The sequence below is a fragment of the Streptococcus mitis genome, from assembly GCF_003944325.1.
In the GTDB taxonomy this organism is placed as follows: Bacteria; Bacillota; Bacilli; order Lactobacillales; family Streptococcaceae; genus Streptococcus; species Streptococcus mitis_CW.
In genome coordinates this window covers 1-14,061 of record NZ_RJPX01000045.1, presented here as the reverse complement: position 1 = coordinate 14,061, position 14,061 = coordinate 1, and the positions used below count along the sequence as shown (strand labels likewise).

Below are 14,061 nucleotides of genomic sequence, written 5' to 3'. Positions count from 1 at the left end.
ACGCATATAGGTTACGACTACCTTTTTGGACTTTAGAGTTTTAGGCCCCCTTATCCGCTATATACGCCTTACTATCACGTTCCTGTTCGTAGAGCCACGATTTCGCTATCCCTTCCTCTCCCCGCTACCTCACGATAGTCAGGCTTGGGAATCGCTATTGGGTTCACCGGTAGCGGGTGCCCACGGAGGACTTACACCTCAGATGTACGACATGCCCGTCGTACCTAAAAAACCTGCCCAATGGGCAGGATAGATATAAAGTAAAATATTTCTAATTTAGTATGTTAAAACCCATAAAAATCTAAAAACCTAAACGTTCTGGATCCCAATTACCATAATCATCGTATCCAAATCCATCAGGATCCATCGCATCAATACCACATTGTTCTAGAAATCTTGAACAGTCATGACAGTAGTAATCTTCATATCTTTCATCACTAGCTTCCCAATCAATTTCCTTTTTTGTAAACTGTTGTAAGCACTCTCTACATTCGTATAGTTTTGCCATAATATTACCTCTTTTTAATTTTCATTAAAATTTTCAATGTAGTCAATTATTTTTAATTTCATCGATTTTGTAATAGGATATTTTTTAACCAATTCAATAGCTTCTTCCTTAGAAGATGTTTTAAGATGTTCTTTAAGAACAAGCTTTGTAACTTCTTCATAACCTAACTCCGCTATCTTATCGGCTAATAAACCAATAGTTGCTAAAAGAACTATTCCTCCTATCATTCCAAAAGGTCCAAGTGCAGCTAAAGCTGCTGTCAATGCTGCCCCACCTGCTAATCCTGTCGCACTCATTGCTATCATTAGTACTACACCAGGTAAACCAAAAGCTGCTATTTTTTTTACAAGTTCATCCATTGTAACACTCCTTTACTTTATATAAAATTAACTTGCTTTAATTGAACAAACAATTATATATGCATTAACTATTCCAATTCTATATTTTTTGTTCAGTATTTTTGCACATTCTAAGACACTTAAGTCTCCAGATTCTATGAAATCTATTTCTGGTCCTTTATTGTTTATCAAAAAGTCCGTAAACTTTTTTGTAATTATGTTCTTTCTAACCAATAGAAAGATACACAAAGAAATTAACAATAAAATAAATGCCAATTGAATATCCATAAAAACACACCTCTTAATTTTTTTAAAATAGTTTTACTATAATTATCTAAATTAAATTCTACTTCTCCTCTTATTTAGTTAAATATAGTATAGTACAATATTTTTAAGTTGTCAATTATTTTATACAAATATTTTATTTTTGTCAATGTAAACTATTTTATCGTAGACAACTATTTAAATTATATTTTATTTTTGTTATAATAGAAATAGAAAATTATAGGTAAGAAGATATGTTAAAAGAAAAATATCCATCAACTGAAGATACAAGATTAATTCTACAAAATAACTTAAAAGCTATTAGGCTGATTTTAAATTGGACAAGTTCAGATCTAGGCAATCTTATAGGAGTTACTAAACAAACCATCAGTAATCTTGAAAATCAAAATAATAGATTAACGAAACTCCACTATATTGCATTACGTACCGTAATAGATTTTGAAATTGAAAATTTAAAAACGACAGATCAAGACAGAGCTAACAGAGCAGAGTTGTTGCTAAATTTTTTTGATGAATCAGAAAAATATGCAGCATCTGAGAACAAATCTATAGATTTAGAGCAAATTAGTGAAGTATCTTCATTAATTGCTGCTTCATCTACTGTAAAACTTGCTGCTAAAATTATGGGCCCACTTGCAGCAATAATTGGTGCTCCAGTTGTTGCAGCCTTAATGAACTCAAGAGACAAGAAATAATATTTATTTCGTAAAATTAAAACAATAAGCAAAAGACGAACAATTATTTTATCGTTTTTCGCTTATTTTTATTTGTACGATAATAACGTTCGTTTAACCAAACAAAACAAAAACCCACCCAATGGGCAGGTTCTATCTGTATTGTTCAGCTAGATTAAGCTTTACCTTCTGAACCGAATACGTCGATACGTTCTTCAACTGATGCTTGGATAGCTTTTACACCATCAGCCAAGAATTTACGTGGGTCGAAGAGTTTTTTCTTGTCGTATTCTGCTTCGTTTGCTTCGTAGTCACGAGCAAATTTACGAGTTGCGTTAGCGAATGCGATTTGGCATTCTGTGTTAACGTTAACCTTCGCAACACCAAGTTTGATAGCTGCTTGGATTTGCTCATCAGGAATACCTGATCCACCGTGCAATACGATTGGGAATCCTGGAAGAGCTTCTGTCAATTTTTGCAAGTGGTCAAGGTCAAGACCTTCCCAGTTTGCTGGGTAAGGACCGTGGATGTTACCGATACCAGCTGCCAAGAAGTCGATACCAGTTGCAACCATTGCTTTAGCGTCTTCGATTGGAGCCAATTCACCTTTACCGATGATTCCATCTTCTTCACCACCGATAGTACCAACTTCAGCTTCTACTGAGATACCTTTAGCGTGTGCTTTTTCAACAACTTCTTTAGCCAATTTAAGGTTTTCTTCAACTGGAAGGTGTGAACCGTCAAACATGATTGAAGTATAACCAACTTCGATACACTCAAGTGCATCTTCGTAGTGACCGTGGTCAAGGTGGATAGCTACTGGTACAGTGATACCCATTGATTCAACAAGGTTAGCGATCAAGTTGCGAGCAACTTTGTAACCACCCATGTATTTAGCAGCACCCATTGAAGTTTGGATCAAAACTGGAGCTTTTTTAGCTTCTGCTGCGCGCAAGATAGCTTGAGTCCACTCAAGGTTGTTTGTGTTAAATCCACCAACTGCATAACCGTTGTCACGAGCTGCTTGGACAAATTTTTCTGCTGAAACGATTGCCATTTTATCAGGCCTCCTGTATATTTTTATGGGACATCCCATTTACATTGTTCATTTTATCACTTTTTGACAAAAAAATCTAGTTTTTCCCGCAGTTTCGATTGAATTTCTTCTAGCTTCATCTATGTAAACCCTTTCTCTCCCTAGTCTTGGGCGACTTTTGGAAAAGCTATAAAGAAGGTTAAACGATTCTCCGACATCTCAAAACGATAAGCTAATTTTTCATGTTCCAATAGACTTTTGACCACAAAGAGCCCCATCCCAGACCCCTTGGCCTTGCGACTAGCATTATCAGAAAAAGATTGGGCTAGTTTTTCTTGTTCTTCTATACTGCAGCTATTTTCTATAAAAAGGTCCCCTTCTCTTTCTCCAATGCGAACCAAGCCACCTAGAACAGAATGCTTGATAGCATTGCTGATGAGATTAGACAGAATCAATTTCATAACTGATGGGTTTAGATAAGCCTGCTGATGGGTTAAACTATTGTCTATCTGGAGTTCTCTTTCCTTGGCTAGTAAGGCATAATCCTTGACTAGACTTTGCGTCATCTGGTGTAGGTCAATTTGTTCCCTATCATCTCGCAATTCCTGCACAGAAGAGAGGGAAAGTATCTGCAGAACATGGTGATTGAGCTCATCCACAATCCCCAAGGCAACTCCCAGATAGTGGTCTCTATCCTTATAGCGACCGATATTTTCTTTCATATTTTCGATCAGGATTTTCAAACTGGCTAGAGGTGTTTTCAGTTCATGGGAAGCACCACGTAGGAACTCAACCTTCATCTTCTCAAGCTGGAGAATGGCTTCATTCTTCTCATGCAAGTCCGCAATAACAGTCAAAAGGTGCTGGTAAAGGCTATTGATCTGTTCCTTGAGATCACCAATCTCATCCTTAGAATCCACGCGCAATCGCACTTGGGCATCCAGTTCCATCATCTGACGGGTCACGCGCTTGATTTCCAAGATCGGGGCAACAATGGTCCGAGCATAGATGTAGGCCACCAAGAGGGAAATCAGAAAGGACGCCAGCAAGGTATAGGGAAGAAACTGGAGACTGATCTGCTCTGCTTCCTTTTGCAAGTCCATGGAAGCTAGAAACTGGAGAGTCATGGTACTTCCGTCTTGCGTTTTCACCTCGCGCTCCTCAATAAAGAGGGAGGTGGTCTGGCGGTCCGTGTCTAGAGGAAGACTCTCTTTAACTTCTAACTTGTCCTCGGTCATCTCTCCCTTGACTGCTCCCTTGATATCACTGGTCTGGGAATACAAGTCTAAGACTTGCTCAATGCTTTGCCTATCCTTTCCTTCTAGGGACTGGGCAATAGCTGTCGCTTTCTGGCCAATGGTTTCCTGACGATGGCTCAGATAAGTCGAAGGAAAAAGAAAATAAATAGCTAAATGAAGGCAAATAACCAGAACACTAAAAATCGAGAAGGTGTATATAAATATCTTTGTAAATAAACCTGTTCGTCTCATTTTCGCTCCAATTTATAACCAACATTGCGCACAGTGAGGATGCAGTCCAGATCTAGCTTTTTCCGCAATTCCTTGATATAAACATCAATGACACGGTCAAAGGGAACCTCATCTGTCGCCTTCCAGACAGCATCAATAATCTGAGATCGAGTCAAGGCCCGTCCTTCATTTTTTACTAAATAATCCAGAATTTCCAACTCTTTGGCATTGATGGCGACTTCTTGACCTGCGAGGCTTGCACTATAGCTCTCAAAGTCCACCTTAGTATCCTTATAGGAGAAGATTCGTCCCATATCATAATAGCGCTTGAAAATCGCATCTACCCTTACTTTTAAGAGGGACAGAGAAAAAGGTTTTTCCAGATAGCCATCTGCGAGCGAAGCAAAGGCACTCATCTTGTATTCCTCATCCTGAAAAGCTGTCAACATCAAGACAGGAACTTGGCTGGTTTTGCGTATCTCAGCTAGGACTTCTAAGCCATTGAGCTTGGGCATCTGGATATCCAGTAAAACCAAAGCCACTTCATAGCTGGAAAATTTTTCTAAGGCTTCCTCACCGTCCGTTGCTTCAATGGTTTCATAACCACAATCCGTCAAATAGTCACTGATCCCCTCACGGATCATCTCTTCATCTTCTACAATTAAAATTTTCATACTTTAACTGCTCTCTATTTTTTATTTTTCTTAGAATCAATACCTACTCTATTTATTATAGTCTCTTGTTGGCCTTTTGTCTTTAAAAAACTTGCTACTAGATAAAACAAAGAGAGCCTATCGCTCTCTCTGCTCACATTTCACTCTCTATGGAATGAAAATTATTTGGTTGCTTTTGAAAATGTTACAACGTAATTATAATCTTTCCCATTAGATTGATATACATAGTCCTCTTTGAAAGTATAGCCGCGTTTGCTCAACTCTTCTTTCTTAGCATCAACTTGGCTCTTGACCGCTACTTTCACCTGTTCATTTGTTGAACCTTCCGCAATTTCAAGAGAAATTCCATTGATATCTCCTAGGAAACCTGCAATATCTTTCATTTGATCAAAGTTATAAAAAACATTGACTTTGACCTTTTGAGGAGCTGGCTGTTCTAGACTTCTACGATTTCTGCTAGCGCGTGGTTGAACTGCTGGAGCCATTCTGAACCCTGAAGTTCCTGTAGCCTCCTTAGTGAATGTAACTACATAGTTATAATTTTTCACAGTAGTATCTTGCTCAAAAATAATGTCATTTTTCACATGATACCCTCTAGTAGCTAGGTCTTTTATCTTGGCTTGAATTTTTTCTTTTACTAACTCTTTTGCCTGTTCTTCATTAGTTCCAGCAGGAATCGTAACAGTATTATTTTCTCCTGGGTCAGATAGGAAACCATGAATATCTGGCATTCCAGCGAAGTTATAGCTAATATTTACAGTTCCATCTGGTTCTGATGTCGAACGTGCTACTCTTCTTGCCCGCACTTGAACTGATGGAGCATTTCTAAAACTTGAAGTTCCCGCTGTAGTTTCTGTTGAAGCTGGTTGTGTTGAACTTCCTTCTGGAGATACTGTTGAAGTTGATCTTTCTTCAGTAACAGGCTGTGTTGGACTTGTTGCTGTAGCTTCACCAGATCCATGACCTATTACCGTACTTCCATTGTCAATAGTAGTACCTTCATTACGGCCATTTGTTAAATTATCTTTGTTATAGTTTGGTGCTGGTAATTCTTCACCTGGAACATCAATTTCATCAATTTTACTTTGATACTCAGCTGTAGCATCTACAGCAGCATCATGATCTTTAGCATTATTTATTGCTTTTATTGCTGCATCTTTTAATTCATTTAATTTAGTTTCTAACTTAGCTTTTTCTGCTTCATCTTTAACTTTTTCAATTTCACTAAGTTTTGAAGTTGCAATTTCTTCGATAATATTTTTTCCATCTTTTTTAGCTTCCTCAAGTTTTTCATCTTTAGGTGCTGCTTCCTCAGACGGACTATCTTCTTTTGGTGTTGCTGCTTCTGAACTTGGATTTGAAGAAACAGGTTGATTTGTAGTTCCTGTATTTGAAGGGGCATTGTCTGTTACTGGAGTTGAAGCTCCTGAATCACCCTCATTTGTTACATCTGGTGATGGATTTGAAACTTCGGATTTGTCTGCTTCTCCAGCTGGCTGTGCAGGGGTACTGGTCTCGCCTGGGGTTACCAATTCCGTACTTGTGTCACTTGGTTGGGTAGCTGTTGAGCCACCTGTAGGAGTTTCAGATGGTGTCCCTGACTCTTCTGAATGATTACCTGTTGATGGAGATTCAACCGAAGAAGCTGATTCAGCGTTTTTTGGTGCTGAAGTTGTTGGTTCTTCTACTTTTGGCGCTGGTGCTTCTGAACTTGGATTTGAGGCTACGGCTTGGTTTGTAGTTCCTGTATTTGAAGGGGAACTGTCTGTTACTGGAGTTGAAGCTCCTGAATCACCCTCATTTGTTACACCTGATGATGGATTGGAAACTTCGGATTTGTCTGCTTCTCCAGCTGGCTTTGCAGGGGTACTAGCCTCACCTGGGGTTACCAATTCCGTACTTGTATCACTTGGTTGGGTAGCTGTTGGGCCACCTGTAGGAGTTTCAGATGGTGTCCCTGACTCTTCTGAATGATTACCTGTTGATGGAGATTCAACCGAAGAATCTGATTCATCGTTTTTCGGTACTGAGGCCGTTGAGTCTTCTGCTTTGGGCGCTGGTGCTTCTGAACTTGGATTTGAGGCTACGGCTTGGTTTGTAGTTCCTGTATTTGAAGGAGTGGTGCCTGTTACTGGAGTTGAAGCTCCTGAATCACCCTCATTTGTTACACCTGATGATGGATTGGAAACTTCGGATTTGTCTGCTTCTCCAGCTGGCTGTGCAGGGGTACCAGCCTCACCTGGGGTTACCAACTCCATACTTGTATCACTTGGTTGGGTAGCTGTTGAGCCACCTGTAGGAGTTTCAGATAGTGTCCCTGACTCTTCTGAATGATTACCTGTTGATGGAGATTCAACTGAAGAAGCTGATTCATCGTTTTTTAGTGCTGAAGTTGTTGGTTCTGCTGATTCTGGCTCTGAAGTTGAAGTTTCTGGAGTCGGTGTTGATGATTCATCCTTTGAATCTACTGGATTCGATGCATCTCCGTTTTGATTAGTTGTTAGTTTATCCGCATTTGGCGCTGATGTATCTTCTTTCGACGCTACTGTATCTTCTACTTTCGGTGCTGGAGCTGCTGGCTCGTCTGCTCTCGGTGCTGGTGTTGCAGGTTCTTCCACTTTCGGTGCTGAGGCCGTTGATTCCTCTGCTTTGGGCGCTGGAGATACTGGCTCATCCGCTCTCGGTGCTGGAGATACTGGCTCGTCTGCTTTGGGCGCTGACACTGCTGGATCCTCCACTTTCGGTGCTGACGCTACTGGCTCATCTGCTTTGGGCGCTGACACTGCTGGGGTTTCAGCTTTCAAGTCTGGTACTGATGGCGCTGGCGCTTCTGAACTTGGATTTGAAACTACAGGCTGATTTGTAGTCCCTGTATTTGAAGACGCCTTATCTGTTACTGGATTGGATTCAGTAGATGGAGCATTTAAAGTTTCTGACCTTGTTTCTGCTTTGGGCGCAACTGTGACTGGGGTTTCTGATTTCGCTGCTGACACTGCTGGTGTTTCCACAACTACTGGTGTCGTTTGTTTAACAGTAGTAGTTTGCTCTCCAGTTACAGTATCTGTCTTTGTTTCAACTTCATAACTTTGACAGCTACCAGAATTATCAATCGACACTCGCTGTCTTTTTACTTCTGTATTTCCATCTTTTAGAAAAGCTTCTTCGCTAAAATACAATTTATTATTGGCAAAAATCAAATCTCTATTTGCAATACGATTTATCTCAACCAAACTATCAACAGATAGACCCGTTGCTCCACTAATAGCACTCAGTGTATCTCCCCACTTAATTGTGTAGTGTGATAAATTGTTTATATTTTGAATATCAGCTTTTACGTCTGCAACTGTTCTGGCTACCCAAACACCATCTTGTTCATTAGCTGAAACAGTTGGAGCTAAAAAGCCCAACCCCAATAAAATCACACCTGTCGCAACAATTGCACCAGTTCTTAATTTTCTAAAGCCACGTAGGGATAATGTCCCTCTAACATTTGTTTGTCTCATTGTTTTCCTCACTATTTTTATATTTTTAAAAGGCAAACTCAGCTACAGCGGGCTCGTTTACCTTTTCAGTTTGGATAGGTATCTACAAGTTTTCTATTTATTTAAAAACAAATTATGAATAAATTTTTATGCATATTTGAATATAGAAATTGTAAATTTTCCTTTCACCGAACTCCACGATTTCAGTATATCACATCCTCCAGAGAAAGTACAAAGAAAGCAACTGAAAGTAATGATTTTTACCACTACTTTCGGCTCTATTTTGAATTGTTAAATAGTCATTCTCTATTCACTATTCTTGAATAGAAACACAAGATGCAATCTCTATTCCAGACTAATTTTTTCAAACTTATTCGCTATCCAGCAGAAGTTCTTTTGGTTGTTTTCTAAGGAGATTGCTTGAAGCAAGCGCCATAACAAGAACCACTAGAACCAAGGCAAGAACAAAGACGATGATAAAGTCTGATGTCTGAATGGAAATATCTAGGCTCGACAAAGTCTTGCTAAAGCCATCTACTTCTGCACCACCACCAAGGTTAGAGGCTTGAGCAGCCTTGCTGGCTTGCTTGGCAACACCTGAAGTGACATTGGCAAGAACAGTATTTCCGATTGAACGCGCTGTGTAAGTAGCTAAGAAGTAAGCAGAAACAAGAGCAGGGATGGCAATCAAGATAGATTCAGTGATGAATTGCCCCAAGATACTTGCCTGCTTGAGACCGATAGAGAGGAGGATGCCCACTTCCTTGCGACGGGCATTGATCCAAAGACTAAGCAAGAGGGCAAGGAGAAGAACTGAGAAGCTCAAGCTGCCCCAGAAGAGGAGGTTGGCCATCTTGTACATGCCAGAGATGGATTGCTCTAGAGCTGGGTAGTTAGAGGAGCTCTTCACCAGTGTGTAGCTCTTCCAGTTGATACCACTGATACCATTCAACTCTTTCATGACATCATCCAAATTCTTGTCCGCAGTTACAAAGAAGGTTGCGTCCCCATAAATAGCTGTGTCTTCCGTGTATCCATAAAGTTTAGCAGCCGTATGGATGTCTGTGATAGCTGTGTTTTCATAGAGTTCTTGTGAGTAGGTTACTGTCGACTTATTGTGACCATCAAAGAGTCCCTTGACTGTCACTTCAACTGTTTCCTTGGCACCTTTTTCATTGTCTGCATCGTAGACATTTGAGTCCAGTTTGACCTTATCTCCAACTTTCCAGCCGTGTTTAGCTGCTAAGTCCTTATGCATGAGAATCGTATCCTTGTCGTCGTTGGTTAGGTGCTCACCTTCGACCAACTTATAAGAACCAGAGACAAACTTGTCTTCTTTAGAGGAGTCATTAACACCAGTAATCATCAAGCTACTTCCAAAATGTTTAGCACGGTCAGGTGTTAGATTTTTCTTAGTTTCTGGCGTTTCGATCAGGTCATATCCAGTCAAATCTCCGATAGCGTTGATGCGTTTAACATAAGACTCGATGGCCTTGTTTTCGGTGATTTTTTTGATATCCTCACCCTTGATATTCCCAGCACCACGTGGCGTTCCTTGATTGACGCGACGATTGATTTGCATGGAGAAGCTGTTGGTGATATTTTTAAAGGTCTCCTGAGAAGCCTTGGCAGTAGCTCCCTTGATTGACAAGCCAACCAAACTCAAGCTCGCCATGAGGAGAATAATCAGGAAGATAACAATCGATTTGAAAAACTTCCTTGTAACATAGGCAAATGCGTTGTGTAACATAGGTTCCCTTTCTAGATTTTGTGCTTTCTTATAGTTCTAACAGAAAAGCTCATATTATTTACTAGTATTGCGAGTTTCAGTCAGTTTCTTATCCTTCAACTCAAGTGTAATATCTGACGCTTGTGCCACTTCTTTGCTGTGGGTGACGACAATCACACATTTACCTGTTTTCTGTGCGAGTGATTTGAGCAGTTCGACAATATCTCCAGCAGTTTTAGGGTCCAGATTTCCTGTTGGCTCATCAGCTAGAATAACTGGAGCTTCCGAAACCAAACTGCGAGCAATAGCCACACGTTGTTGTTGACCACCTGATAACTGGAGAACATTCCGCTTAATCTGACTTTCATCCAAACCAAGCTCAAGAAGTGTATCCTTGCTTGCCTTTTTGTTGACCAAGCGGATATTTTCCAGTGGAGAAAGATAATCTATCAAGTTATAATTTTGAAAGACCAAGGAAATATGGTGCATGCGATGATAAGAATATCCCTTCTTACGAATGTCCTCTCCTTGGAAAAGAATCGAACCTTCAACAGGACTATCTAGACCAGCTAGGAGGGACAAGAGAGTGGATTTTCCTGCTCCCGACTCACCAATGATACTGTAAAATTTCCCGGGTTCAAAATGATAATTGATCTGATATAGGACTGCTTCAGCAGTGTTCTTATAACGGTAGGTAACATCTTGTAATTGTAATAAAGTCATGATTTCTCCTTCTTAACTAATAGATGATAAAATTTCCTTAGGCGATTTTCTAAATAAAAATAGGAAACAAAGGGCTACAGACAAGCAACTAAGCAGGACTAGAAAAACATAGGATTCTGCAAAAGATAGGATGCTGGTTGATAAACTGCTTGCTTTGGCTAGCGTGTCTTGTAGGGCTACCTGATCTCCACTTGCTAGTAGAGTTTGGAGTAGATAGGATGTGATGGTCTTTCCAGCAACAAATGCTGGAAGCAAAGCTCCTAGAGATACCAAAACTACCTCTAAACAGAACTGTAGGAAGATCGAGCTTTTGCCTTTTCCAAGTGCAAGTAAAATCCCCACTTCGTAGACTCGTTCTCTCAACCAGAGAGACAAAACCAAAATTAAGGCTCCTGCTCCGGCTATCAACATCCCATAAAGGAAGAGGGTCAGGAAGGTTTGGAAGGTTGCAACTGAGTCTTTGATTTGTTCAAAAGCCTTGTTTTCCTTCTCGACTTGGTAACCTTGACTTTCTAAAGCTAAGGTTTCCACCTGCTTCATGAGTTCGTCCATTTCCTTAGGATTTTCTACATAGAAGCGAGCTGCACTGACTTGGGCTTCACTATTTCCCAAAAGTGTCTGGCTACTTTCATAGTCTGTAAAGACTTGGTTTTCACTGAAATCAGAAGACAAGCCCGTGAATTTCTCTTGTTTTTTACCAGAAAAGATTCCGACAATCTCAAACTCTACTGTTTGCCCTTTTCCAGATTCTGACTGTCCAGCATCCAAGCCAATCTTGTCATGAAGGGAAAGACCATTCTTCTTAGCCAACTCTTCGTGGATAAGAATTTTCTTTGAATCCCCTTTTTGAAGGTGACGACCTTCTTTTAGATTGAAAGCCGAACTGGTAAAGGTGACATCCTTGGATGAATCCTCAAGAGCTGTTAAGCTAACCAAGTTCTTGTCCCCTGCTGACAAATCATCACGTTCTACGCTCTGCTCACCACTCACTACTTCCTTGTCTTTCAGTTTTGCGACCGTTTCGAGTTCGGGATAGACATTTTCCAGTCCCTTAATCTTGCTTACAGATACTAGGTCTGACAACTTGAAGGTCTGTCCATTTTCTATCTTCTTAATAGAAAAAGAAGTATTGAGTGATTTGTAAAGATTGGTTTCTACTGTTTTGTTGGACTTCATTAGAGTCAAACAGGCTGAAATTCCTGCTAAAAGGACAAATAAAATCAGAAATAAAATAAAACTTCTCAGTCGTTTTCTGCTGATATAAGCCCAAGCTCTTTGGATTGGATTCATTTGTCACCTCCATATTTGTAAGACTATTATAAAATCCAAATATGAAATGTTTATGAAATACAAAAAAAGAACTAGAGTTCTCACAAATGAGTGAGTTTTCTAGTTCTTTTTGATTTCCAAAGACTTTATGTAGGGAAAGCTACTAAGGATCAGATGAGATCATCTATTTATGCTTCCTCTTCATCGTCTTTTTTCTTTTTGGCAAATAGCAAACCAAATGCGCCAAGAAGAGAGAGAACTCCTAATGCACCTGTAGCACGGTCTTCTTGTGTACCAGTATTTGGCAATACTGCTTGCGGTTGAGAATTCGTTTCAGACACTTCATGCGGCAATTGAGCAGGTACTTCAATTGTTTGACTTGGTTGTTCAGTAGGTTGAGTAGCTGGCACCTCAGCAGGGTTAGCAGTATTCTGTCTAGAATTTGTAACGTCAGATGGAGTAGCTGGTCTTTGTTGACCGTCACCTGTTGGTCTAACTTGGCTCACTTTTCTGAAGACGTGAGTTACAACATCACCTTTAGTTTCTGTTCTTACAAATACATACCCTTCAATTTCACCATGTTCAAATGCTTCGTTCGCTTCACCTAAAACTTTTGGTGCTTTTGCATCTGCTGGTTTTAGCTCGTTACCTTTTTCATCAACCCATTTAGTGATGATAAGTTTAGTTTGATGCTTAATTGGAGGTTCAATAAGATTTCCATTTTCATCAACACCTGTTGTTCCTATTGGAGCTGTATATTCAGGAATATCAACAACTGGTGGAACAAGAGTTATTAATTTTTCTCCTGGTATCTCATGACTTATATCAGTATTTGGATCAGTTATTGTAACTTTTCCAGTTTTATCTACTGTTACTTTTTTACCTGGATTAGCTTTTTCAACTGATTCTTTTACTTTATCCTGTTCTTCTTGTGTTAAGTTATCAGGATCTTTTACTGGAATCTTATCAGCTGGTATTACTGGTTCAAAGTCTTGGTTCACTAAGTCTGTTCCTGGAATTGTATGACTGATTCCTGTTCTTGGATCTGTCACTGTTGCTGTTCCATCGTCGCCTACTGTTACTTCCTTACCTGGGTTCTTGTCTTTGACTTTATCTGCCACTTGTTTCTTCTCTTCTGGAGTTAAGTGGGCTGTGTCTTTGACTGGAACTTTGTCGGTTGGTTTCACTAGTTCGAAGTCTTGGTTTACTAGCTCTGTTCCTGGAATTGTATGACTGATTCCTGTTCTTGGATCTGTCACTGTTGCTGTTCCATCGTCGCCTACTGTTACTTCCTTACCTGGGTTCTTGTCTTTGACTTTATCTGCCACTTGTTTCTTCTCTTCTGGAGTTAAGTGGGATTTGTCTTTGACTGGAACTTTGTCGGTTGGTTTCACTAGTTCGAAGTCTTGGTTTACTAGCTCTGTTCCTGGAATTGTATGACTGATTCCTGTTCTTGGATCTGTCACTGTTGCTGTGCCATCGTCGCCTACTGTTACTTCCTTACCTGGGTTCTTGTCTTTGACTTTGTCTGCCACTTGTTTTTTCTCCTCTGGAGTTAAGTGGGATTTGTCTTTGACTGGAACTTTGTCGGTTGGTTTCACTAGTTCGAAGTCTTGGTTTACTAGCTCTGTTCCTGGAATTGTATGACTGATTCCTGTTCTTGGATCTGTCACTGTTGCTGTTCCATCGTCGCCTACTGTTACTTCCTTACCTGGGTTCTTGTCTTTGACTTTATCTGCCACTTGTTTCTTCTCTTCTGGAGTTAAGTGGGCTGTGTCTTTGACTGGAACTTTGTCGGTTGGTTTCACTAGTTCGAAGTCTTGGTTTACTAGCTCTGTTCCTGTAGCTCTGTTCCTGGAATTGTATGACTGATT

The 14,061-nt window shown here is 40.0% G+C and carries 11 protein-coding genes; 1 reads left to right on the top strand and 10 read right to left on the bottom strand.

The window, feature by feature from the left end:
* Positions 1 to 301: 301 nt before the first annotated feature.
* Both D8787_RS09980 and D8787_RS09975 read right to left on the bottom strand, forming a co-directional pair.
* Positions 302 to 508 carry a hypothetical protein gene (locus D8787_RS09980; RefSeq protein ID WP_125423422.1) on the bottom strand — a complete coding sequence of 69 codons (207 nt, stop codon included), beginning with the start codon at positions 506 to 508 and terminating at the stop codon, positions 302 to 304.
* 14 nt (positions 509 to 522) lie between these two features.
* Entirely contained in the window at positions 523 to 867 is a 345-nt protein-coding gene (locus D8787_RS09975; RefSeq protein ID WP_125423419.1) for a hypothetical protein, read from the bottom strand.
* Positions 868 to 1,364: 497 nt separating this feature from the next.
* Here D8787_RS09975 and D8787_RS09965 point away from each other — a divergent pair, with 497 nt between their 5' ends.
* Positions 1,365 to 1,826, top strand: a complete 462-nt coding sequence (locus tag D8787_RS09965) for a helix-turn-helix domain-containing protein (RefSeq protein WP_125423413.1) — start codon at positions 1,365 to 1,367, stop codon at positions 1,824 to 1,826.
* A 154-nt stretch (positions 1,827 to 1,980) separates the two neighbouring features.
* Here the strand turns inward: D8787_RS09965 and D8787_RS09960 are convergent, their stop codons facing one another.
* From D8787_RS09960 to D8787_RS11715, 8 genes are all read right to left on the bottom strand, one after another.
* Positions 1,981 to 2,862, bottom strand: a complete 882-nt coding sequence (locus D8787_RS09960; protein WP_001018999.1) for a class II fructose-bisphosphate aldolase — start codon at positions 2,860 to 2,862, stop codon at positions 1,981 to 1,983.
* Between the two features lie 140 nt (positions 2,863 to 3,002).
* Positions 3,003 to 4,331 carry a sensor histidine kinase VncS gene (vncS, locus tag D8787_RS09955; protein WP_125423410.1) on the bottom strand — a complete coding sequence of 443 codons (1,329 nt, stop codon included), beginning with the start codon at positions 4,329 to 4,331 and terminating at the stop codon, positions 3,003 to 3,005.
* A complete protein-coding gene (gene vncR, locus D8787_RS09950; protein ID WP_125423407.1) occupies positions 4,328 to 4,984 on the bottom strand; it encodes a response regulator transcription factor VncR in 657 nt (218 codons plus the stop codon). Before vncR ends, vncS begins: the two co-directional genes overlap by 4 nt.
* Positions 4,985 to 5,145: 161 nt before the next feature.
* A complete protein-coding gene (locus D8787_RS09945; RefSeq protein ID WP_125423403.1) occupies positions 5,146 to 8,487 on the bottom strand; it encodes a LysM peptidoglycan-binding domain-containing protein in 3,342 nt (1,113 codons plus the stop codon).
* Between the two features lie 349 nt (positions 8,488 to 8,836).
* On the bottom strand, positions 8,837 to 10,216 hold the full coding sequence (gene vex3, locus D8787_RS09940) for an ABC transporter permease subunit Vex3 (RefSeq protein WP_125423400.1): 1,380 nt from the start codon (positions 10,214 to 10,216) through the stop codon (positions 8,837 to 8,839).
* 54 nt (positions 10,217 to 10,270) lie between these two features.
* Positions 10,271 to 10,918, bottom strand: a complete 648-nt coding sequence (vex2, locus tag D8787_RS09935) for an ABC transporter ATP-binding subunit Vex2 (RefSeq protein WP_050211795.1) — start codon at positions 10,916 to 10,918, stop codon at positions 10,271 to 10,273.
* 12 nt (positions 10,919 to 10,930) lie between these two features.
* Positions 10,931 to 12,208, bottom strand: coding sequence for an ABC transporter permease (locus D8787_RS09930; RefSeq protein WP_125423397.1), 1,278 nt, complete (start codon positions 12,206 to 12,208; stop codon positions 10,931 to 10,933).
* 167 nt (positions 12,209 to 12,375) lie between these two features.
* A partial coding sequence (locus D8787_RS11715) for an LPXTG cell wall anchor domain-containing protein (RefSeq protein ID WP_221765917.1) occupies positions 12,376 to 14,061 on the bottom strand: 1,686 nt, incomplete at its 5' end.

What these genes read in the sequence shown, in the direction of transcription:
- D8787_RS09980 (WP_125423422.1), bottom strand. Translation starts at nt 508, where the DNA reads ATGGCAAAACTATACGAATGTAGAGAGTGCTTACAACAGTTTACAAAA.
- D8787_RS09975 (WP_125423419.1), bottom strand. Translation starts at nt 867, where the DNA reads ATGGATGAACTTGTAAAAAAAATAGCAGCTTTTGGTTTACCTGGTGTA.
- D8787_RS09965 (WP_125423413.1), top strand. Translation starts at nt 1,365, where the DNA reads ATGTTAAAAGAAAAATATCCATCAACTGAAGATACAAGATTAATTCTA.
- D8787_RS09960 (WP_001018999.1), bottom strand. Translation starts at nt 2,862, where the DNA reads ATGGCAATCGTTTCAGCAGAAAAATTTGTCCAAGCAGCTCGTGACAAC.
- vncS (WP_125423410.1), bottom strand. Translation starts at nt 4,331, where the DNA reads ATGAGACGAACAGGTTTATTTACAAAGATATTTATATACACCTTCTCG.
- vncR (WP_125423407.1), bottom strand. Translation starts at nt 4,984, where the DNA reads ATGAAAATTTTAATTGTAGAAGATGAAGAGATGATCCGTGAGGGGATC.
- D8787_RS09945 (WP_125423403.1), bottom strand. Translation starts at nt 8,487, where the DNA reads ATGAGACAAACAAATGTTAGAGGGACATTATCCCTACGTGGCTTTAGA.
- vex3 (WP_125423400.1), bottom strand. Translation starts at nt 10,216, where the DNA reads ATGTTACACAACGCATTTGCCTATGTTACAAGGAAGTTTTTCAAATCG.
- vex2 (WP_050211795.1), bottom strand. Translation starts at nt 10,918, where the DNA reads ATGACTTTATTACAATTACAAGATGTTACCTACCGTTATAAGAACACT.
- D8787_RS09930 (WP_125423397.1), bottom strand. Translation starts at nt 12,208, where the DNA reads ATGAATCCAATCCAAAGAGCTTGGGCTTATATCAGCAGAAAACGACTG.